At 36.6% G+C, this 22,701-nt stretch carries 20 protein-coding genes, 2 tRNA genes and 3 rRNA genes; 14 read left to right on the forward strand and 11 right to left on the reverse strand.

Annotation, left to right across the window (positions count from 1 at the left end):
- Positions 1 to 8: 8 nt before the first annotated feature.
- The 3 genes from Cop2CBH44_RS10290 to Cop2CBH44_RS10300 all read left to right on the forward strand — a co-directional run bounded on the left by Cop2CBH44_RS10290 (position 9) and on the right by Cop2CBH44_RS10300 (position 2,890).
- Positions 9 to 1,013, forward strand: coding sequence for a cation diffusion facilitator family transporter (locus Cop2CBH44_RS10290; protein WP_021929545.1), 1,005 nt, complete (start codon positions 9 to 11; stop codon positions 1,011 to 1,013).
- Between the two features lie 450 nt (positions 1,014 to 1,463).
- Entirely contained in the window at positions 1,464 to 2,072 is a 609-nt protein-coding gene (locus Cop2CBH44_RS10295) for an L-threonylcarbamoyladenylate synthase (protein WP_200754759.1), read from the forward strand.
- 245 nt (positions 2,073 to 2,317) lie between these two features.
- Positions 2,318 to 2,890, forward strand: a complete 573-nt coding sequence (locus Cop2CBH44_RS10300) for a recombinase family protein (RefSeq protein ID WP_021929267.1) — start codon at positions 2,318 to 2,320, stop codon at positions 2,888 to 2,890.
- Between the two features lie 53 nt (positions 2,891 to 2,943).
- Here Cop2CBH44_RS10300 and uxuA read toward each other — a convergent pair whose 3' ends face one another.
- Genes uxuA through Cop2CBH44_RS10315 form a run of 3 tightly spaced genes read right to left on the reverse strand, consistent with a single transcriptional unit; the run spans position 2,944 to position 6,041 of the window.
- Positions 2,944 to 4,116, reverse strand: a complete 1,173-nt coding sequence (gene uxuA / locus Cop2CBH44_RS10305) for a mannonate dehydratase (RefSeq protein WP_021929268.1) — start codon at positions 4,114 to 4,116, stop codon at positions 2,944 to 2,946.
- 23 nt (positions 4,117 to 4,139) lie between these two features.
- Positions 4,140 to 4,952, reverse strand: a complete 813-nt coding sequence (locus Cop2CBH44_RS10310; protein WP_200754760.1) for an SDR family oxidoreductase — start codon at positions 4,950 to 4,952, stop codon at positions 4,140 to 4,142.
- A gap of 18 nt (positions 4,953 to 4,970) precedes the next feature.
- Positions 4,971 to 6,041 (reverse strand): LacI family DNA-binding transcriptional regulator, encoded by a 1,071-nt coding sequence (locus Cop2CBH44_RS10315; protein WP_200754761.1) that lies wholly within the window; start codon positions 6,039 to 6,041, stop codon positions 4,971 to 4,973.
- A 202-nt stretch (positions 6,042 to 6,243) separates the two neighbouring features.
- Here Cop2CBH44_RS10315 and Cop2CBH44_RS10320 point away from each other — a divergent pair, with 202 nt between their 5' ends.
- From Cop2CBH44_RS10320 to Cop2CBH44_RS16750, 9 genes are all read left to right on the forward strand, one after another.
- Positions 6,244 to 6,903 (forward strand): HAD family hydrolase, encoded by a 660-nt coding sequence (locus Cop2CBH44_RS10320; RefSeq protein ID WP_021929271.1) that lies wholly within the window; start codon positions 6,244 to 6,246, stop codon positions 6,901 to 6,903.
- Positions 6,904 to 7,208: 305 nt separating this feature from the next.
- On the forward strand, positions 7,209 to 7,457 hold the full coding sequence (locus tag Cop2CBH44_RS10325) for a hypothetical protein (RefSeq protein ID WP_021929272.1): 249 nt from the start codon (positions 7,209 to 7,211) through the stop codon (positions 7,455 to 7,457).
- A 192-nt stretch (positions 7,458 to 7,649) separates the two neighbouring features.
- A complete protein-coding gene (locus Cop2CBH44_RS10330; protein ID WP_200754762.1) occupies positions 7,650 to 8,711 on the forward strand; it encodes a glycosyltransferase family protein in 1,062 nt (353 codons plus the stop codon).
- Between the two features lie 12 nt (positions 8,712 to 8,723).
- The gene (gene asnB / locus Cop2CBH44_RS10335; RefSeq protein WP_200754763.1) at positions 8,724 to 10,433 is read left to right on the forward strand and encodes an asparagine synthase (glutamine-hydrolyzing); all 1,710 of its coding nucleotides are present in this window, start codon (positions 8,724 to 8,726) and stop codon (positions 10,431 to 10,433) included.
- 192 nt (positions 10,434 to 10,625) lie between these two features.
- Entirely contained in the window at positions 10,626 to 11,174 is a 549-nt protein-coding gene (rfbC, locus tag Cop2CBH44_RS10340) for a dTDP-4-dehydrorhamnose 3,5-epimerase (RefSeq protein ID WP_021929275.1), read from the forward strand.
- A 256-nt stretch (positions 11,175 to 11,430) separates the two neighbouring features.
- Complete coding sequence (locus Cop2CBH44_RS10345) at positions 11,431 to 11,595, forward strand: hypothetical protein (RefSeq protein WP_021929276.1); 165 nt, start codon at positions 11,431 to 11,433, stop codon at positions 11,593 to 11,595.
- 222 nt (positions 11,596 to 11,817) lie between these two features.
- A complete protein-coding gene (locus Cop2CBH44_RS16740; protein ID WP_420838995.1) occupies positions 11,818 to 11,997 on the forward strand; it encodes a transposase in 180 nt (59 codons plus the stop codon).
- A 27-nt stretch (positions 11,998 to 12,024) separates the two neighbouring features.
- Positions 12,025 to 12,288, forward strand: coding sequence for a hypothetical protein (locus Cop2CBH44_RS16745; protein ID WP_420838955.1), 264 nt, complete (start codon positions 12,025 to 12,027; stop codon positions 12,286 to 12,288).
- Between the two features lie 77 nt (positions 12,289 to 12,365).
- The gene (locus Cop2CBH44_RS16750; protein WP_420838996.1) at positions 12,366 to 12,503 is read left to right on the forward strand and encodes a hypothetical protein; all 138 of its coding nucleotides are present in this window, start codon (positions 12,366 to 12,368) and stop codon (positions 12,501 to 12,503) included.
- 132 nt (positions 12,504 to 12,635) lie between these two features.
- Here the strand turns inward: Cop2CBH44_RS16750 and rrf are convergent.
- From rrf to Cop2CBH44_RS10375, 5 genes are all read right to left on the reverse strand, one after another.
- Positions 12,636 to 12,746 (reverse strand): 5S ribosomal RNA (rrf, locus tag Cop2CBH44_RS10355).
- Between the two features lie 99 nt (positions 12,747 to 12,845).
- A 23S ribosomal RNA gene (locus tag Cop2CBH44_RS10360) occupies positions 12,846 to 15,726 on the reverse strand.
- A gap of 130 nt (positions 15,727 to 15,856) precedes the next feature.
- Positions 15,857 to 15,930 (reverse strand) — tRNA-Ala (locus tag Cop2CBH44_RS10365).
- Positions 15,931 to 15,945: 15 nt separating this feature from the next.
- Positions 15,946 to 16,022 (reverse strand) — tRNA-Ile (locus tag Cop2CBH44_RS10370).
- A 146-nt stretch (positions 16,023 to 16,168) separates the two neighbouring features.
- Positions 16,169 to 17,696 (reverse strand): 16S ribosomal RNA (locus Cop2CBH44_RS10375).
- The 16S, 23S and 5S rRNA genes sit together here with 2 tRNA genes alongside, the layout of an rRNA operon.
- A 527-nt stretch (positions 17,697 to 18,223) precedes the next feature.
- Between Cop2CBH44_RS10375 and Cop2CBH44_RS10380 the strand changes: the two genes are divergently transcribed.
- Positions 18,224 to 19,066, forward strand: a complete 843-nt coding sequence (locus Cop2CBH44_RS10380; RefSeq protein ID WP_200754764.1) for an N-acetylmuramoyl-L-alanine amidase-like domain-containing protein — start codon at positions 18,224 to 18,226, stop codon at positions 19,064 to 19,066.
- 119 nt (positions 19,067 to 19,185) lie between these two features.
- Here Cop2CBH44_RS10380 and eno read toward each other — a convergent pair whose 3' ends face one another.
- Positions 19,186 to 20,469: a phosphopyruvate hydratase gene (eno, locus tag Cop2CBH44_RS10385; protein WP_021929215.1), complete on the reverse strand. Its 1,284-nt coding sequence runs from the start codon at positions 20,467 to 20,469 to the stop codon at positions 19,186 to 19,188.
- Between the two features lie 188 nt (positions 20,470 to 20,657).
- Here eno and Cop2CBH44_RS10390 point away from each other — a divergent pair, with 188 nt between their 5' ends.
- Positions 20,658 to 21,107, forward strand: a complete 450-nt coding sequence (locus tag Cop2CBH44_RS10390; protein ID WP_200754765.1) for a PepSY-like domain-containing protein — start codon at positions 20,658 to 20,660, stop codon at positions 21,105 to 21,107.
- 68 nt (positions 21,108 to 21,175) lie between these two features.
- Here the strand turns inward: Cop2CBH44_RS10390 and rplQ are convergent, their stop codons facing one another.
- Complete coding sequence (rplQ, locus tag Cop2CBH44_RS10395) at positions 21,176 to 21,703, reverse strand: 50S ribosomal protein L17 (RefSeq protein ID WP_021929217.1); 528 nt, start codon at positions 21,701 to 21,703, stop codon at positions 21,176 to 21,178.
- A 4-nt stretch (positions 21,704 to 21,707) separates the two neighbouring features.
- On the reverse strand, positions 21,708 to 22,700 hold the full coding sequence (locus Cop2CBH44_RS10400) for a DNA-directed RNA polymerase subunit alpha (protein WP_021929218.1): 993 nt from the start codon (positions 22,698 to 22,700) through the stop codon (positions 21,708 to 21,710).
- Position 22,701 lies beyond the last annotated feature (1 nt).

The following is a 22,701-nucleotide window of genomic DNA, read 5'->3' on the forward strand; positions in this document are numbered from 1 at the left end:
TAACGTCAATGAATACCATATTCAAAGAAGAAGTATATAAGCAAAAAGTACAAAAGTATCTTGTCATAGGTTCTATTTTGTTAATGGCTGGAAAATTTATAGCTTATTACCTCACAAACTCAGTAGGAATATTGACTGATGCCATGGAAAGTATTGTAAATGTATTTGCAGGCTTCATTGGACTATATAGTTTACACATTTCTACTAAACCCAAAGATAGTAACCATCCCTTTGGGCATGGTAAGGTAGAACTAATCTCAGCTTCAATAGAAGGTTTATTAATTATATTTGCCGGTATAACAATTATTTCTGAAGGAATAAAAAGATTTTTTAATCCTGGAATAGTCGAAAAACTTGATATAGGAATTATAATTATTATCCTAGCTGGAATTATCAATTTTTTTATGGGAACTTACAGCATATATATCGGGAAAAAATATAATTCTATTGCCTTAATTGCAGGAGGAAAACATTTACAATCAGACACATACTCAACTATTGGATTGACAGTAGGTCTTATTATATTATGGTTTACTAAAATTGAATGGATCGATAGTATCCTTGCTCTTATCTTTGGAGGAATAATAGTTATAACAGGGATTCTTATTTTAAAAAAAACTATAACTAATTTATTGGATACAGCTGACAGTAAAGAGCTAAACACCCTTGCCGATATTCTTGAAAAACATAGGCAAAATGATTGGATAGATATTCATAATTTAAAAATGATAAAATATGGGAATCTATTTTATATCGACTGCGATCTTACTCTTCCTTGGTATTATAGCATAAGACAAGGACATAAAGCTTGCTCTGAATTAGAGAAAATCATTTCTAACAACTATTCAAGTAAAGTGCTGTTATCTGTCCACTCTGACTCTTGTGATGAAAAATACTGCAGCTATTGTAATATTCCTATTTGCCCACATAGAAAAGCAAAATTTATTTTTCATCAACAATTTTCATTGAAAGATATCACAAAAAGTGATGAAGACAAAAATGAAAAATATTAAAAATTCTATTAATCTATTTTTCTATTTAAAACTTTTGAATTATTCAAAATTTCTTATTACTTTACAGTACTAATTCTTATACTTTCATTTATAGTATCGTACATGTAAAAATAATAAATAAAGCACAAATGATTTATATCTAGTTTCATTAAACAAAACTCTACAGTACAAAAGAAAACTTTTGACTTTTCAATAGGACTGGGCATAGGATATGAAACAGAAATCGTTTTTTTAATAGATGTATAATATAAGTGTAACGAAATTATTAAAACATACCGATGCTAAAAATAGCATATTTGCAATTAGCATTGGATGGAAATTTACAATTTCCATATTGAATTAAATGCTTAAGACAAAATTCTAAATTGTCTAGATTTTTTATTTAATCTGTAGTATCCTAAATAATTCTTTATAAATTTGTAATTTTAATTTTAGATTAAAAGAATTGTTATGTTAGTTAAAATATATCCGGAAAATCCTAATAGCAAGGAAATAGACCGGGTAGCTAATATTTTGAAAGACGGAGGAATAATCATCTATCCGACAGACACAGTATATGCCATAGGATGCGATGCTTTGAATGTTCGTGCAGTGGAACGAATATGCCGAATAAAAAATATAAATCCCCAAAAAGCGAATCTATCTATTATCTGTTATGATTTGAGTAATCTAAGCCAATATGTAAAGGTTAGTAATCTCCATTTTAAATTAATGAAAAAAAATTTACCAGGACCTTTCACTTTTATTTTACCCACAAATTCTAACCTTCCTAAAATTTACAAAAATAGGAAAACAGTAGGAATCAGAGTCCCAGATAACAATATTATTCGTGAAATTGTTAGAGTACTCGGAAATCCTGTATTAACAACATCTGTAAGAGATGAAGATGAAATTCTTGAATATACCACCGATCCAGAATTAATTGCTGAAAAATATAAAAATGAAGTAGACCTAATTATTGATGGTGGATATGGAGGTATAGAAGCCTCTACAATTATAGACTGTAGCAATGAAATTCCTGTAATTATCCGAGAAGGAAAAGGTAAACTAATAATTTAAAAACATTTTAATATCAAAAAGTAAATATCTCTCAATATATATCTTTGATAATACTATTTTTCTTAAAAAGAAGCCTATATAAGACTCAAAAAATGACATTTTTTATATATTTGCATTAGAAGAAAAAAAACTCGTCTCACACATTATCCTTTTAGTAAATTATAATTCAATTTATTAAAATAGATTACTAAATTTAATATGATTTTTTGTGTTACTTAAACAAGAGGTAACATAATTAAGAGAATATGAAAAAAGGGTTTATCAAAATTTCTCAAAATGCAGTTTCTATCCAGCATAATATTTCAAAGCTGAATGAACGAGGTGTTGCAACAGATTCAATTTTTATTGAAAAAAAATTTATATCTATCCTATCTCAATTAAAAAAAGGAGATACAATCGTAGTCAGTGCCCTTCAAGATATTTGTGGAGGGATGAAAGAGCTTCTACACCTCATAGAAAAACTGATTAACGCTGGAATTATTCTTGAATCAGCTGATGAGTACAATATCTGTATCAATCCAGACGATACAAAAACTGCAGCATTAATAAAAAGCCTTAATCTATTTCGTCTTAATATAACAGCACAAAATATACGGACAGGATTAAACAAAGCAATTGACAATGGACGTAGATTAGGACGTCCTACAGGAATGACTACAGAGATGAGTTTAAAAATAAAACAAGCCATAACTCTGTATCAATCAACTGAAATGAGTATTGCAGATATTTGTAGAAGAATAGATTTAAATAAAAGTTCTTTTTACCATTATATTAAAGCAAAAAATATAACTCGTAAAAAGAAACTTTCTGAATTTTAATACAGTAGAAACCCATTAAATATGCATTTTATTTTATGGGCTTCTACTCAAATTTATTTCAATATTGATTTGGCTATACCATATTCAAGACCTCGTAACTCCGCAAGGCCTCGTAAGCGACCAATACAAGAATATCCGGGATTCGTATTTTTACGCAAATCATCAACCATTTGATGACCATGATCTGGACGCATAGGAATAGAAACACCTCGTCTCTGTTGTACAAGTAAAAAATTCTTCATTACATTATACATATCTACGTCACCTTCTAAATGATTTGCCTCATAAAAATTACCTTCAACATCCCTTTGTGTACTACGTAAATGAACAAAATTTATCCGATCGCCCCAACGCTCCATCATACCAGCTAAATCATTATCAGGACGAACCCCAAAAGAACCTGTACACAAACATAATCCATTTGATTTATTTGGCACAGCATTCACCAATTTGGCAAAATCAGCTTCAGTGCTTAGAATCCTAGGCAACCCCAATATAGAATAAGGAGGATCATCAGGATGTATAACTAACATAACCCCTGCTTCATCAGCCACAGGAGCAATTTCTTTTAAAAAATAAATCAAATTATTTCTCAATTTTTCTGCATCTATATCCTTATATCGGTCCAATGCCTCCTGAAATTGGGATAATGTAAAACTCTCTTCAGACCCAGGTAATCCTGCAATCATATTTTTTATCAACAAAGCCTTATCATCATCTGTCATTCGTTCATAACGGTCCCTTGCTTTATTCTTTTCATCTTCCGAATAGTCTTTCTCCGCTCCAGGACGCTTTAATATAAAAAGATCAAATGCAACAAACGCCAATCTTTCAAAACGTAAAGCTTTAGAACCGTCGGGCAAAGTGTATCCCAAATCCGTACGAGTCCAATCAAGCACAGGCATGAAATTATAAGTAACAATATTTATCCCACATTTTCCTAAATTCCGAATACTTTCCTTATAATTATCAATATATTTTTGGAAATCTCCAGTTTGTGTTTTTATGTATTCATGTACAGGAACACTCTCAACGACAGACCATTTCAAGCCAACATCTTCAATCATCTGCTTACGTTTCATAATTTCTTCTACTGTCCAAACTTCGCCATTAGGTATTTGATGCAAAGCATTCACAATTCCTGTAGCTCCAGCTTGTTTAATGTCCCATAAGCTAACCGGATCATTTGGTCCATACCAGCGCCATGTTTGTTCACATAATATCATAACTAAAATCTTAAAATTAATAATCAAATAGAAAATGCATCAAAACCTCCGTCAACAACAGCAACAGTGCCACTCACAAATTTAGAAGCATCACTGATAAGATATTGTATCGTCCCTAATAACTCCTCAGGTTCTCCAAAACGGCCAAAAGGAGTATGAGATAAAATTGTATGAGAGCGCTCAGTCAATGATCCATCTGAATTAGTTAATAAAGTACGATTCTGCTCCGTCAAGAAGAAGCCTGGAGCTATAGCATTTACACGGATACCCGGACCAAATTTTAATGCCAATTCTCCAGCCATATATTTTGTAAAATTAGCAATCGCTGCTTTAGCCGCACCATATCCAACCACCCGAGTAAGAGGCCTTAAAGCTGACTCTGAACAAAAATTCACAATAGCTCCAACTTTCTGTTTTACCATTACCTCAGCAAAAACCATAGTAGGTAACACTGTTCCAAATAAATTCAAATCTACCACTTTACGAAAAGCATCAACATCTAAATCAAAAATTGTCTTATCCGGTGGTATAGTAGCTCCAGCCATATTTCCTCCCGCAGCATTTAATAATACATCTATTCTCCCGTACTTCTCGATTATTACATCTCGATTAGAAATAAGGGTATCTTTATTTAACACATCAGTGGACAAAAATATAGCTTCATACCCATTACTCTTTATTGATTTAACCAAGTCATTACCTGCAGTTTCATTACGATCAAGAAGTACCATCTTTGCTCCTTCTACAGCCAAATATGATGATATAGAACGTCCTAAAATCCCGGCTGCACCAGTCATCACAATCACTTTGTCTTTTACACTAAATAAGTCTGTCATAACATCATTACTTTTAATTTATATACTTTGATTATTATAATACTGTATATTTTCAGAGATCAAAATATCAATAGGCATATAATTAACTTTCGGAACACATTCCCCAGTAACTAAATATTTAGCTAATGCTTTAATTCCATTATATCCCTGCATTTCTGGTCTCTGAGCAATAAGATTGACTATATTTCCTTCCAATAGATGTTCTATATTGCGCGCAAGCAAATCATATCCAACCAGCTTTATTTGTTTTTCTCTATGTCGAGACAAATAATCAGCTAACACATAACAAACTGAATTAAATAAAACAGCCCCTTTTATATATTTTCCTGTTGAATTAAAAATTTCATCTAATACCTGAGTATTATATAGAGGATCATCAATACTCAAATCACAATAATAAATTTGACCCTGATAATCACATTTAGTTAAATAATCAATGAACCCCTTTTCCCGATTACATATTTGTGTAGAACAATTTTTGCATTCTCGCATAATGCGAGATATAAGAATATCTGAATTTTCTGGAATTTTTTCCATCAATAATTTAGCCGCAATATATCCACCATCATAAGAATTAGTGCCAAAATAAGCTAAACAATTCTGCCCTATGATATTCGAATCGACATACACATAGGGAATTTTCCTATTATCAAGTTCTAAAGATAAACGAACAACAGGTTCCCCAAACAAAGTTCCAATTAATATTCCCTGAAATTCTTTCTTTAACAATGTATCTACTGCCTTATTAAAAGAGAGCTCATCATATTGATTAAAAAGAATTCTCTCAATACGAACATTATATAAATCTAGTTCAGTCTCTGCACAGCTAATTCCCCGATTTATATCTTCCCAATATTCTCCAGTCTTGAAGGACGGTATCAAAGCTATAATATTAATAGTCTTTTTCATAGCTAATGAACGGGCCATCAAATTAGGTTTATAATTAACTTCTTTCAAAACGCGCTCAACACAGGCTCTTTTTTCCTTAGATACCCGTCCCCGATTATGCAATATACGATCTACTGTCCCAACAGAGACCCCTGCTAAGCGTGCAATATCTGATATTCGTATTTTTTTTTTATTATCCATTTTCAATTTGCACTCACTATGTGTGCGCACACATAGTGAGTGCAAATATAATGATTATTTTAAAATATGTTCTTATAAAAATGTGTGCGCACACATTTTTATGAAATAATTGTATATTATTAATAATTAAAATATTATTATATCCCTATAAAACCTTAAAATATCTGTATATTTTGTATATTCGCCACAAAAAATAGCACAAATGATAAAACTTGCAATATTTGATTTAGATGGAACTTTACTAAATACAATAGAAGATTTAGCCGAAAGTACCAATTATGCATTAGAGCAATGTGGCTTCCCCAAACACAATATAAAAGAATATAATTATTTTGTAGGAAATGGAATCAAAAAACTATTTGAACGAGCATTACCTCAAAAAGAAAGAAACGAAACAAATATAAATCTTATTAGAAAACATTTTTTATATCATTACAATACTCATAATACAAACCATACACGACCTTACCCCGGTATAAATGATGTATTAATACAAATGCAACAAAGCGGTATTTTAATAGCTGTAGCATCAAATAAATACCAAGAAGCTACAGAAAATCTAATACATTTTTACTTTGGAAAACATATTAATTTCATCGCTATATTAGGGCAGCGAGAAGGTATTCCAACAAAACCTGATCCCTTTATTGTTACAGAAATTCTTAACAAAGCTAACGTCTCAGCCAATAATTCAATATATATTGGAGATTCAAACGTTGATATGGAAACAGCTAAAAGCAGTAACATAATATCTGTAGGTGTTACCTGGGGGTTTCGCACTGAGAAAGAACTATTAGAGAGTGGTGCTAATTATATCGCCCATAATACAAAAGACATTATTAATATCTGCCAAAAGCTATAAACAAAAAGTATCCGTTACTCTTCACAGAGTAACGGACACATAACCAAAATATATAGAATAGTTTAATCGAAAAAATATTTATTTCATCGAGTTTTTTCATTACTTCACAGTAACATTAGAGATTGCTAATACAACTTTTACATCTCAAATGTAATTTTATTCTCTCATCTGTACAAAAACAATCGACTAATCTGCATTAGTTATCTCTTAAATCCCTCAAAATATCGTCCGATAAATAAAGATTTTAGTCCCATTTTATTGAACAAAAGGTATTATAAACCGTTTTATCTTAAAAATAGATATTTATGGATGAATTACTTTTTATACAAAAGATATCATTACTATTATATAAAACTAAAAAAGACGATTTAAAACCTCAAACCCCATTTAAAAAATTAAAAGAGTGGAATTTGATGTTTGCAACTTCATGTATAATGATGATAGAAGAAGAATACAATGTATCAATACACGGAAAAGAACTATCTGAAGCTAATACGCTAAAAGAGCTATACTCAATTATAAAGACAGCTCAATATATTAAATCTTCTAAATAAGAAAAATTTTAATCAATAGCCATGCATATTTTACTTTTAACTGATAGTTTACAGACATATCCAGAATGTATCCATTCTGGATATGCACATATAATATCTGCATTATTACACGGGAACCATCAAATTTCAATCTTATATAGTGGAAACTTCATAGACAGTCCTTCCTGGTTACAAAAAGCTAATACATATTACATGGCAGACAGTTCAGATTCTCAAAACTATTCATTAAAATCAATCCTAAAACTTATTTTTAGGCCACAAAAACATTACCTTAAAAAAATAAATCTTTGGAAACAAAACATTTGCTCTCTCTTAGAAAAACAACAAAAATTTAACCTTATATTCGTTTTACCAGGAAACAATTCAAATATAATAAACCATGCATTATCTGAAATATCCACAAATATCCCATGGATTGGAGATGCATCAAGTAATTGGGATACTTTACTCAAAGAAAAACACTTTTATTACTACAATAAAAAACTAAAATACAATATCTCAAATATCATCAATAAAGCAGCATTTTTAACTTGTCCTTCAATGCGACTATACGAACGATTACAAAAACGCATTCCTAACTTAAAACAAAAGCTACTATATATACCCTTTCCAAATTCAAATATAGAAGGTTTGCATTTGGATCCAAATGATACTAACATAAAATTTTCACCATCTACATTTACGCTATTATACCCTGGAAACTTAAACAACGGAATTTTCCAACATCGATTTCTTAACGCTTTTTCTCGATTTATCAAACAATCATACGAAGGAAAAAATCATATAAAACTTTTACTTACTGGAAACATTGACAGTAAAATAATCAAACGTATCAAAAAACATGGGTTAAAGTCAAATACTTACATAATCAACGTAAGCTATTATAAACTTCTCGAACTCTTTCAAGAAACATCTGCCCTATTGCATATAGAAGAAAACAATAATGATGCAATATTATTACCCCATTATTTACCAGCTTATATTGCCTCAGGTAGGACAATTATTGCCCTAACTCAATATCATTCCGAAACAAAACGTCTACTAAAAAACAACAATACAATATATGCAAATTCAACAGATGAAGATGATATTTATTACTCTTTCGTCAGAGCATGGTCTCAATGGAAAAATGAAGAATCTAACAAACATTATCCAGAATCCTTAACCTATTTAATAAGCGAACAAAACTTCAACAATGTAATAGATATAGCCTTACGTTGTTCCATTAATACCAACGTATCCATTAAACAATAAAAAAACAGCAATATGTGTGGAATAGCAGGAATAGCAGGAGAAGTCGAACAGATGGAACCTCTACTTAATAAAATGATAAAAGCTCAGCAACACCGAGGTCCTGATACCGTATCATTTTGGATCTCATCTTTTGTTGATGCTCAAATAGGATTAGCTCATAATCGTCTAAAAATAACAGACCTCAGTGATGATAGCAATCAGCCCTTTATAGATGAGGAAACCGGACTAATTACATTACTAGACGGTAACATATTTAATTATAAAGAATTACGAAACTATCTTTGTCATTACTATACTTTCCAGACTAATAGCATGATAGAAGTTTTATCAAAAGCATGGCATAGATGGGGTAAAACAATGCTTAATAAAATAAATGGAAATTTCGTTATAGCCATATATGACCAATCAGCACGGCACATATTCATAGCAAGAGATAGAATTGGAATAAAGCCTTTATATTTTAGTTTACAAAAAGGAAATTTTTATTTCGCATCTGAAATAAAAGCCCTTTTTGCAGCAGGAGTCAATCGCCAAATGTCATCCACCAGATGGGCCGAATATTTTGTATACTCATCTCATGGAATGCCCTACGAAACTTTTTGGGATAACATATATCAATTACCAGCAGGAAGTAGTTTACTTTTTAACGGATTCACTTTAAATATTTGTAAATGGTACGAATTAGATAAAGCTATTAAAGAAATAGAAGTTCCCCAAGATGAAAAAAAATTTATAGAACGATTCCAAGAAATAACTAATGATAGTATACGCAACAATATAGCAGCTGACGTTCCCATAGGGATGAATCTTTCTGGTAGTATCAACTCTGCTTTATTACTAGGTTTGATACATAAAAATGCACCTTATTTACCTATTAAAGCATTCTCATATTACAATGAGAATAAATTATCTAATGAAATATTGTGGACCACTGAAATGCTATCTCATACTCATTACAAACATGAACAAATAAAAATTACATCCAAGATAATACGCAAGGAAGCCTATTTTATCGCAAAAATACAAGATGAACCATTTGACGAACTAAATACCTTAGCGTATACTCATCTTTTCCGCATCGCTAAAAACAGAGGCACAACGGTTTTATGTGATGGAACCGGATTAGACGAAACTTGGGGAAGTTACCCTATTATCAAGACTAATCCGTATTATGGAAATAAAACTCCTCTATGTTTAAAAGATGAATTTATAAAACTCGCAAAAACACCTGAATATCCTAAACCTTTTCAAAATAAAATTGACAATACAAAATATAAAGACCTATTTTACGAAAAAATTCCTCATATTCTGCGCCTTAATGATCGAATAAGTATGGCCTTTTCTACCGAACTACGTAAACCTTTTCTCGATCATAGACTTATAGAATTATTCTTCATAACTCCTGAAAAAATAAAAATAAAACCTTCTACAAACAAATGGATTGTTCACCACAATGCAAAAGGACTAATGCCAACAAGCACACGTCTAATTCCCAAAGAACTTATTAACGATACTCATCAAAATAGATGGTTTACTAACGAATTAAAAGACTGGATTGATGAAACTGTATACAATTTAAGAACTGGAACAGTCTCTCATTGGGTCAAAGGAGAATCATTAGAAAAAGAATGGCAACGTTACAAGAATGGAGCATCATATGATCCATGCAGAATATTGAAGTGGATCAATTTACATATGATACTAAATCAACAAACTATTTAATAATCAAAAAACTTAATAACAAAAGAAAACTTACATCATTACATAAATCATAAAAACATCCTAAATGAAAAAAATAAATTCATTTTTTACAACTAAAGCTATGCCCACTTAAAAAATTATCATCATTTAAATTTATTTTATTCATAAGTTGATAATTAATCAAAACTATGTACATTTGCAAAAATACTATCCATGAAATTTATAGAACAAGACATACCTGGAGTTTTCATTATTGAAACCCAAATTTTTGGAGATGCACGAGGGTACTTTATGGAAACATATCGTAAAGAATTATTTGACAAATACATTGGCAAAATCGATTTTATACAAGACAATGAATCCCACTCCAAATATGGAGTACTAAGAGGTCTCCATTTCCAAAAAGGAGAATATTCGCAAGCTAAGTTGGTCCGCGTCCTCAAAGGGAGAGTACTTGATGTAGCTGTAGATTTAAGAAAAACTTCTCCAACTTTCGGCCAACATATTATAGTCGAATTATCTGGTGAAAATAAACGACAACTTTATATTCCTAGAGGATTTGCGCATGGATTCCTAGTTCTTAGTGATACTACCACATTTGTATATAAAGTAGATAACATTTATTCACCTCAAAATGAAGTAACATTACTATATAACGACCCTCAAATAAATATTCAATGGCCTATCTCCTCTGAAAACATAATATTATCAGAAAAAGATAAGCAGGGCATACCCTTTTCCCAAATAGAATATTTCAAATAATTGTGATAAAAGTAAAATTCAACTCCCTAAAAAGTAGAAACCCACAACATAATATAATAATATAGTCTCTCTAAAAATGGCAATATATTTATCCATAGATCTTCTTTCTTAGTAAATTCACCGTTACTCCCTGAATCAGGGAATATCACTACATCTGGGGGAAGTAGAATGAAAGAGGAAAAGAGATTCAACGTAAAAACCAGAGGAATAAATCCGATAAAATCGTATTATTAGCTAAAACAAACCAGCAAGGGTCATGGGAAGCAAAGGTTACCATCCTTTTCTTCCAAAAGGAACATTGGATGATTTCTTCATCTCAGATGTGAAGGAAAATAGTACAGAAATAGAGATTTACCTTGAAGAGAAAAACGCAGTTCCCAGTGAATACTCTAACCTAAAAGTTGGAAGCAAGTTTTTCTAAGATTGTGGTTCAGAATTTACTGTTCCGTATCAAGAAGCTTCTCCTTAATATCCGCCGTCACCGGTGGATTGTGAAGAATGAGAAACATTATGTAAACCGTAACTAATATGTAGAATTTGATGAAGTCTGCCTTTCACGAGGTAAGATAAACAAGGAAAAAACGGGTATTCAGTAAGTATTATTGCAATCATAAAAGGTACTGATATAAGGACTGTTACATGCATCCTATTACAGCTACCTAGAGGCAGAAGGTTCCAGTTTAGGGAGATAACCCTTGATATGGCTCCTAATATGGAGCAGACGGCACGTATCTTCTTTCCTGAGACACGCAGTGTAACAGATCGTTTCCATGCGCAGAAGTTGCATGAAGCGGTTCAGAAAATAAGGGTGAAGGCACGCTGAGAAGCTCTGGATGAGGATTCCATACAGATGACCCATGCAAAAGCTTGCGAGAAGACATATTATGCTCCGGCATTCGAGAACGGGGATTCATGGAAACAGCTGCTGGCAATAAGCATATATCTCCTCTATATGAGAAAATCCTTATGGACCGAATCACAACGTGTGCATGCTGGTATCCTGTTCAGGGAATATTCTGACATAAAGAAAACGTATTATCTTTCGATAAGACTCGGATTGATATATCATCAGTGCAAACATAAGGATACGGCATTGACAAGACCGGCTAAGTAGTATGAACAGGTAGACAAATCAGGATTCCTTGCTTTTAGTAGAGTAGCAAGACCATACAGGCACATTATCTAGAAATCATAAACTTCTTTGATAAACGTTCTACAAACGCTGCATCCGAATCGTTCAATACTAAAATAAAGAGTTTCCATTCACAGTTCAGAGTAGTAAAGGACAAGACGTTCTTTCTGTTCAGGCTAATTAAAATTTATGCTTAAACTACGAAAACCTCTGATTTTTACATTGAACCGAATGGAATGGAAGGGAAGGGGGGAAATGCATCTCCAAGGGGAAAAAAATAGGGAGGAGAGCAGGACCCTGCGGTCTTCTCTCCTCCCTATTCTCCTATAATACGGCAGCTACCTACTCTCCCACTGTGACGCAGTACCATCGGCGCGGTCAGGTTTAACTTCTCTGTTCGGAATGGGTAGAGGTGGAACCCTGACACTATAACCACCTGAATGCCTTCTTTTTTGCCATACAAAAAAAGAAAAGAAAAAGAAAAACACCAACAAACGACAGAACGATACCACGTATCCGGCACTACCGGAATCATACCTTACAGAAAGTCTCGGGTGATTAGTTTTGCTCGGCTTTGGCATTACTGCCTTTACACCTGCAACCTATCTACGTCGTCGTCTGCAACGACCCTCTAGGGAAATCTTATCTTGAGGCTGGCTTCGTACTTAGATGCTTTCAGCACTTATCCAATCCCGGCTTAGCTACTCAGCAGTGCTCCTGGCGGAACAACTGATAAACCAGCGGCCGGTCCAACACGGTCCTCTCGTACTAGTGTCAGAGCCTCGCAAATTTCCTGCGCCCACAACAGATAGGGACCGAACTGTCTCACGACGTTCTGAACCCAGCTCGCGTGCCACTTTAATGGGCGAACAGCCCAACCCTTGGGACCTTCTCCAGCCCCAGGATGTGACGAGCCGACATCGAGGTGCCAAACCGCTCCGTCGATATGAGCTCTTGGGAGCGATCAGCCTGTTATCCCCGGAGTACCTTTTATCCTTTGAGCGATGGCCCTTCCATGCGGAACCACCGGATCACTATGCTCTAGTTTCCTACCTGATCGACGTGTCGGTCTCTCAGTCAAGCACCCTTGTGCCATTACACTCTACGGCCGGTTACCAATCGGCCTGAGGGTACCTTTAGAAGCCTCCGTTACGCTTTTGGAGGCGACCACCCCAGTCAAACTACCCACCAAGCAGTGTCCTCTCTAATACAGAGTTAGAATTCAAATAATCAAAGGTCCGTATTTCAACAGCGGCTCCTCGGATACTGGCGTACCCAATTCTCTGCCTCCGGACTATCCTACACATCAAGTACCCAAATTCAATGCTAAGTTGCAGTAAAGGTTCACGGGGTCTTTCCGTCCCGTTGCGGGTAATCGGCATCTTCACCGATACTACAATTTCACCGAGCTCACGGTTGAGACAGTGTCCAGATCATTGCACCATTCGTGCAGGTCGGAACTTACCCGACAAGGAATTTCGCTACCTTAGGACCGTTATAGTTACGGCCGCCGTTTACTGGGGCTTCAATTCTACGCTTCTCTTGCGATGACGTCTCCTCTTAACCTTCCAGCACCGGGCAGGTGTCAGGCTGTATACTTCATCTTCCAATTTCGCACAGCCCTGTGTTTTTGTTAAACAGTTGCCTGGACCTATTCTCTGCGCCCGACTTCTTTCAGTCGGGACCCTTTCTCCCGAAGTTACAGGGTCAATTTGCCTAGTTCCTTAACCGTGAATCTCTCGAGCGCCTTGGTATATTCTACCCAACCACGTGTGTCCGTTTGGGGTACGGGTGAATGTAGCATATGTTTAGCGGATTTTCTTGGGAGTCTGATTACCATCGCTATCCGGTTGTCCGAGGACGCCCGGTACTATCAAGTTCGACTATCCCGGCGGATTTGCCTACCGGGACAATATCTACACTCTTCAACCTGCTATTCCGTCTGCAGGCGGATGTGTCACTGCTCCGTCTCCGCGTCACTCCTACATTCAGTAACGGAATATTAACCGTTTCTGCCATCGGCTGCGCCGTTCGGCTACGCCTTAGGGCCCGACTTACCCTGATCCGATTAGCGTTGATCAGGAACCCTTGGTCTTGCGGCGAGGAGGTTTCCCGCCTCCTTTATCGTTACTTATACCTACATTTGCTTTTCCACTGTCTCCAGTCTGTCTCAAAACAGGCCTTCTGCGACCCGTGGAATGCTCCCCTACCAATATTTGCATATTCCATAGCTTCGGTAAATAGCTTATGCCCGATTATTATCCACGCAGAATTCCTCGACTAGTGAGCTGTTACGCACTCTTTAAATGAATGGCTGCTTCCAAGCCAACATCCTAGCTGTCTTTGCAATTCTACTTCGTTAATTCAACTTAGCTATTATTTCGGGACCTTAGCTGATGGTCTGGGTTGTTTCCCTCTCGGACATGGACCTTAGCACCCATGCCCTCACTCCTCGGTCTTGAGTTGAAGCATTCGGAGTTTATCAAGACTTGATAGGCGGTGAAGCCCTCGCATCTTATCAGTCGCTCTACCTCTTCAACTCGAACCCGAAGGCTGCACCTAAATGCATTTCGGGGAGTACGAGCTATCTCCAAGTTTGATTAGCCTTTCACCCCTACCCACAAGTCATCCGAAAACTTTTCAACGTTTACCGGTGCGGTCCTCCAGTTGGTGTTACCCAACCTTCAACCTGCTCATGGGTAGATCACTTGGTTTCGCGTCTACTCCTGCTGACTATGACGCCCTGTTCAGACTCGCTTTCGCTTCGGCTCCGGGCCTGAAGCCCTTAGCCTGGCCAACAAAAGTAACTCGTAGGTTCATTATGCAAAAGGCACGCCGTCACTCCATATAGAAGCTCCGACCGCTTGTAGGCGCATGGTTTCAGGGTCTATTTCACTCCTCTGTTCGAGGTTCTTTTCACCTTTCCTTCACAGTACTGGTTCGCTATCGGTCTCTCGGGAGTATTTAGCCTTACGGGATGGTCCCCGCGGATTCATACAGGATTTCTCGTGTCCCGCACTACTCAGGTGCCGCCTCGGCTTCGCTTCGGATTCGTCTACGGGATTGTCACCTTCTTTGATCCAACTTTCCAATTGGTTCGACTTCCTCCGCTCTTGCCTTTATCGGCGGTCCTTCTACCCCGCTCCTGCCGAAACAGGAACGGTTTGGGCTCTTCCGCGTTCGCTCGCCACTACTAGCGGAATCATTGTTATTTTCTTTTCCTGTGGGTAATGAGATGTTTCAGTTCCCCACGTTTGCTCACTGACTTGCAGTGTGTCGCCTTGCGACGACGGGTTGCCCCATTCGGAGATCTACGGGTCAGCGGATATTTGCTCCTTACCGTAGCTTTTCGCAGCTTATCACGTCCTTCTTCGCCTTCGAGAGCCTAGGCATCCTCCATGCGCCCTTGTTTACTTTCTTTTCCCGGCTATTGCCGCCGATTCTCCGACGGCCCTCCGGTGTGATGTATACCTGGTTCGCTTTCTTTCTTGGTTTGCTAGGTTTTTTGTTTGTTCTTTTCTTTTTTCAGTATGTCAAAGATCTTCTTTCGTGGAGAATAACGGATTCGAACCGTTGACCCCCTGCGTGCAAAGCAGGTGCTCTAGCCAGCTGAGCTAATCCCCCAAACTTCTGCCAGTTTGGTAGTCCCAGGCAGATTTGAACTGCCGACCTCTACATTATCAGTGTAGCGCTCTAACCTACTGAGCTATAGGACTGTCAATTCATCCCTCTGCCGGGCTGCTTCTTCTCTTTTATCTTGTTACAATAGACCGTAGAAAAAAACGGGGTCGTCTCCGTCTCATTTATCGGAAAGAGGACGCCTGAGCGTTCTTTGTGGAGGATATCTTCCCTTTTACTCCAGAAAGGAGGTGTTCCAGCCGCACCTTCCGGTACGGCTACCTTGTTACGACTTAGCCCCAGTCACCAGTATTACCCTAGGACGCTCCTCGCGGTTGCATACTTCAGGTACTCCCGGCTCCCATGGCTTGACGGGCGGTGTGTACAAGGCCCGGGAACGTATTCACCGCGCCATGGCTGATGCGCGATTACTAGCGAATCCAGCTTCACGGAGTCGAGTTGCAGACTCCGATCCGAACTGGGACAGGGTTTCGAGATTGGCGCGGCATTGCTGCCTGGCTACTCGCTGTCCCTGCCATTGTAACACGTGTGTCGCCCCGGACGTAAGGGCCGTGCTGATTTGACGTCATCCCCACCTTCCTCGCAGCTTACGCTGGCAGTCTCGATTGAGTCCTCAGCTTCACCTGGTAGTAACTATCGATAAGGGTTGCGCTCGTTATGGCACTTAAGCCGACACCTCACGGCACGAGCTGACGACAACCATGCAGCACCTCGCAGGCGGCTATTGCTAGCTGCGTACTTTCATACGCATTCCTCCTGCGTTTGAGCCCGGGTAAGGTTCCTCGCGTATCATCGAATTAAACCACATGTTCCTCCGCTTGTGCGGGCCCCCGTCAATTCCTTTGAGTTTCACCGTTGCCGGCGTACTCCCCAGGTGGAATACTTAACGCTTTCGCTGTACCGCTTACTGTATATCGCAAACAGTTAGTATTCATCGTTTACGGCGTGGACTACCAGGGTATCTAATCCTGTTCGATACCCACGCTTTCGTGCTTCAGCGTCTGTTTCACCCCAGTATGCTGCCTTCGCAATCGGGGTTCTGCGTGATATCTATGCATTTCACCGCTACACCACGCATTCCGCATACCTCTTGTGGACTCTAGCCCTACAGTTTCAACGGCAGTTTCCCGGTTGAGCCGGAACATTTCACCGCTGACTTATAGGGCCGCCTACGCACCCTTTAAACCCAATAAATCCGGATAACGCTCGCATCCTCCGTATTACCGCGGCTGCTGGCACGGAGTTAGCCGATGCTTATTCGTATGGTACTTGCAATAGCCCACACGTGGACTCTTTTACTCCCATACAAAAGAAGTTTACAACCCGTAGGGCAGTCTTCCTTCACGCGACTTGGCTGGTTCAGGCTTCCGCCCATTGACCAATATTCCTCACTGCTGCCTCCCGTAGGAGTCTGGTCCGTGTCTCAGTACCAGTGTGGGGGACCTTCCTCTCAGAACCCCTATCCATCGTCGCCTTGGTGGGCCGTTACCCCGCCAACCAGCTAATGGAACGCATGATCACCTGTAACCGGTTACCCTTTCGCCGGCCTTTCATGCAAAAAACCGGCGGCATGGGGTATTAGTCCGAATTTCTCCGGGTTATCCCCCTGTTACAGACAGATTCCATACGCGTTACTCACCCGTGCGCCGGTCGCCAGCGTATCAGCAAGCTGATACCTGATGCCCCTCGACTTGCATGTGTTAGGCCTGTCGCTAGCGTTCATCCTGAGCCAGGATCAAACTCTTCGTTGTAATATCTATTTTTTTCTTTTTCTTACTCCCGTAAAAGCCGATATCATCCCCTGCTCTGATGCCCGTATCATTTCCTTATTCTCTTGACGTGGACTATTACCCCCTCCGGTTTCCCAAAGGGGCCCGTCTCTTTCTACATTTCTCTCTGTCTATCGTAATACTTTCAATGACCTCTTGCATTTCCTTGCTCCCTTAGAAGCGCGAAAGTTTTGCAAAGATAAAACTTTTTTCGTTTCCGCTCCAAATTTTTCCAAATCTTTTTTTGAACTTTTCCAGAACTATACTCTTGTGTCTTTCTTCGCTATCTCTTTACTATCTCGCTCCCCTCGCTCGAAAAGCGGTGCAAAGATAAAACTTTTTATTTATAATATACAAATCTTTGAAGAACTTTTTTTATCTTTTTTCTTATATCGCCTCTGTTTCTGACTATTACATCATACAAAAATCCAATTCTAATTATACTTTTAATAAAATAGTATTCTTATTTCATATTTTGTATTTTTGCTTATCAAAGAAAAAATATAAATATGAAACAAACTTTGGCCTTTGTAATTATTTTTTCTTTCATATTGTCAAACAATATGAGGGCTCAAAAACTATGCACACCTGAAGACAGTATATACATCGAAAACTTATTAAATGAAAATATTCATGCGAAAACAAAAAATGACTATGTCTTCTTTTATGCAAAAAAACTACAAGGAACCCCATATGCTAGTGGGACATTAGATACTTGTCTAAATGAAAGTCTAATCATTAACTTACATGCTTTTGATTGTACAACTTTTGTTGAAACAGTTTTAGCCCTAGCCACCACCAAACAAAAAGGTCAAAAATCCACAAAAGATTTTGCTCAAACATTACAACACATAAGGTATCGTAATGGTGTTATCAATGGATATGCTTCTCGACTACATTATTTTAGTGATTGGATACTAAATAATATTCAAAAAAACATAGTTAAAGAAATGACTCAAGAATATTCAATAGACAGAGTTCCTTTACATTTATACTTTATGTCAAAACACTCGGAAAGATATAATGCTCTAAAGGATAATTTAAAGGCCATCGAAGAAATCAAAAAATATGAAAATAACATAACAATCGACAGCATTTATTACATTCCTAAAAACAAATTAGAAAATATAGATTTATCTTGGATAAAAAGTGGAGATATTATTGCAATAACTACAGATCGTCCCGGATTAGATATTACCCATGTCGGAATAGCACAAAATATAAATGGACACATATATCTTATACATGCATCATTGAATGCACGTAAAGTCATAATAGAAAATGTTCCTTTATCAAAACAATTGTCTAAATTCAAGAATCAAACTGGAATACGTATAATACGCCCTTTATAAAAAGGGCCGATTCTTAACAAGCCCTAATTTAACAAATTCATCCCTATCACATATATTCTGATAAGAATGAATTTCTCTTTTAGGGATGTACTTGCTCTTCTTGACATGATTAACAAATATCACATCCTTATTTTTTTATAACCATAAACTGCATCTTTTCCTAACTCTTCTTCAATACGTAGTAACTGATTATATTTAGCCATACGATCTGAACGGCTTAACGAGCCTGTTTTTATTTGTCCAGCATTCGTCGCAACTGCAATATCAGCTATAGTCGTATCTTCTGTTTCCCCCGAACGATGAGAAATTACTGCAGTATAACTATTTCGTTGTGCCATCTCAACAGCCCTCAATGTTTCAGTTAACGTTCCTATCTGGTTAACTTTAATTAAAATCGAATTTCCACAACTTGTACGAATTCCTTTCTCTAAATATTCAACATTGGTTACAAATAAATCATCGCCTACTAACTGACATTTTTTGCCTATTAATTCCGTCAATAATTTCCACCCATTCCAATCATCTTCACTCATACCATCCTCAATAGAATCTATCGGATATTTATCAATTAACGTTTTCAAATAATCAATTTGTTCTTTTGAAGTCCGTTTAACACCTTTATCTCCTTCAAACATAGTATAATCATATATTCCATCATGATAAAATTCCGATGCTGCACAATCTAAAGCAATTGTAAGATCTTTTCCAGGTTGATACCCAGCTTTTTCTATTGCAGCCATAATTGAGTCTAAAGCATCTTCAATTCCACTTAAAGAAGGAGCAAAACCACCTTCATCACCAACAGCAGTACTTAAATTTCGTGCATGTAAAACCTTCTTCAATGTATGAAAAACTTCGGCTCCCATTCGCAGTCCTTCTTTGAAGCTCGATGCACCAATTGGACGTATCATAAATTCTTGAAAAGCTATCGGTGCATCGGAATGAGATCCACCATTTATAATGTTCATCATAGGAACCGGTAACACATAAGTATTTGTACCCCCAACATACCGATATAACGGAATATTCAAGTATGCAGCAGCAGCCTTAGCTACAGCTAAAGATACCCCTAAAATAGCATTTGCACCTAAATTTGATTTTGTTGGAGTACCATCCATCAGAATTAATTCTCTATCTATCTCTATTTGATTTAAGGATGACCTACCTATCAAATATGGAGCAATCTTTTTATTTACATTCTCTACTGCTTTAGTTACCCCTTTGCCCCCATATCGAGGACTTAAAACATCTCGGAGTTCCAATGCTTCATGCGATCCAGTAGATGCACCAGAAGGAACAGCCGCCCGCCCTATAACTCCAGATTCTAAACAAACATCTACTTCTACAGTTGGATTACCTCTTGAATCTAGAATTTCTCTTCCTACAATTTTTTTTATTTTCATAATCATAATTTAAATATTTTCCTAAATTATATAAACACTTAAACTATATGTTTTGTTTACCTTATAAATACTCTATCAAAACTGTTTATCTCTTCTAACTTCAAATAAATTCCAGATTCTTTACAAATTTGAGTTATAAGTTTGTATTAATTAATCAAATCATTTTTAACAAAAAATTCAATTGGTATATGATAACTAAATTCAAACAATCTGTCGCAAAATTATTTTGTTTTACTATTCTAATAATGTTAACAGCCTGTGATAAAGAAGAAATAATACCTACGGAAAGATTACCTGAACCTGCACAGGAATTCATTCAAAAATACTTTTCTAATAACAATATTCTGCAAGTTAAGTATGAAAAAGATGGAAGGGAAAAAAGGTACAACGTACTTTTTAATAGTGGAGACAGAATAAAGTTTTATAAAAACGGAGAATGGAAAAATATCGAATGTATAGCATCAGAAGTTCCAAATGGAATTATACCCCAAGCAATAAATAATTTTGTACAAAACCACCATCCAGACAAAAAAATAACCAAAATAGAAAAAGAAAAACGATATATCGAGATACAGTTATCAAATGATATAGAAATCAGATTCAATAAATCATATATTTTTATTGGATATGACGACTAGAAAATACATATATAAAAAGCACGACTTATAGACAAGTCGTGCTTTTTATATATGTATTTTCTGTATTTTTATTCAGCACTATTTTTTTCCGCTGCAGGAACTTCGGCAGTAGGAGCCTCCGGAGTAGCAGGAGTTGCTTCAACCGCAGCTGCAGCTTCAACAAGAGGTGTAGTCTCTTTTTTCTTTGAACGACGTGTTCTTGTTGTTTTCTTAGTAGCCTTTTCCTTCAACATATTTTCGTTATAATCAACGAGTTCAATAAAACACATCTTAGCATTATCCCCTAAACGATTACCCGTCTTTAATATGCGAGTATATCCACCTGGACGATCTGCTATTTTTGTAGCAACTTCTTTGAAAAGTTCAGTAACAGCCTCTTTATTCTGTAAATAACTAAATACTGTTCTTCTCGAAGCAGTCGTATCTTGTTTTGCTTTATTGATAAGGGGTTCAGCGTACATTCTCAATGCTTTCGCTTTTGCCAGTGTTGTGAAAATCCTTTTATGAAGAATCAAAGAACTGGCCATATTTGATAACATAGCGTCTCTATGAGATTTAGTACGACCTAAATGATTAAATTTTTTATTATGTCTCATCTTTTTACTCTTTATCTAATTTATACTTCGAGATATCCATTCCGAATGAAAGATTCAAATTGGCCAAAAGTTCATCTAATTCAGTCAAAGATTTTTTACCAAAATTTCTAAACTTCAAGAGATCTGTCTTATTGAAGACAACCAACTCTCCCAACGTCTCTACATCAGCCGACTTTAGGCAATTAAGAGCCCGAACTGATAAATCCATATCAACAAGTTTAGTTTTAAGTAACTGACGCATATGTAATACTTCCTCGTCGAATTCTTCGTTACCGTCAACATCTGTTGTTTCCAAAGTAATTTTTTCGTCAGAAAACAACATAAAGTGATAAATAAGGATTTTAGCAGCCTCTTTTAATGCATCCTTCGGATGGATTGATCCATCGGTCGTAATTTCTAATACCAGTTTCTCGTAGTCTGTTTTTTGTTCTACGCGGAAGTTTTCAACAGCATATTTCACATTCCGAATCGGAGTGAAGATTGAGTCGATAGGAATTACATTCACTTCATCGTTCGGATTCCGATTCTCATCTGCCGGAATGTAACCACGACCTTTGTTAATTGTAATATCTATCTGAAAACTTGCACTTGAATCCATATGGCAAATAACTTGGTCAGGATTCAATACTTCAAACCCTGTTAAATATTTGCCAATGTCTCCAGCCTTGAACACTTCCGAACCCGAAACAGTAATCGTTACTTTCTCATTCTCGATTTCTTCAACAATTTGTTTGAAACGAACTTTTTTCAAATTCAGAATCATATTTGTCACATCCTCGATAACACCGGGGACTGTTGAAAACTCATGTTCAACGCCATCGATCCGAATCGATGTGATAGCAAAGCCTTCAAGCGAAGAAAGGAGAATACGGCGTAAAGCATTACCAACAGTAACACCATAACCGGGCTCTAACGGACGGAATTCAAATTTACCGAAGAATGCGTCCGCCTCCAACATTAATACTTTATCGGGTTTTTGAAATGCTAATATCGCCATG

It is taken from the genome of Coprobacter secundus subsp. similis (assembly GCF_015097275.1).
Classification (GTDB): Bacteria; Bacteroidota; Bacteroidia; order Bacteroidales; family Coprobacteraceae; genus Coprobacter; species Coprobacter secundus.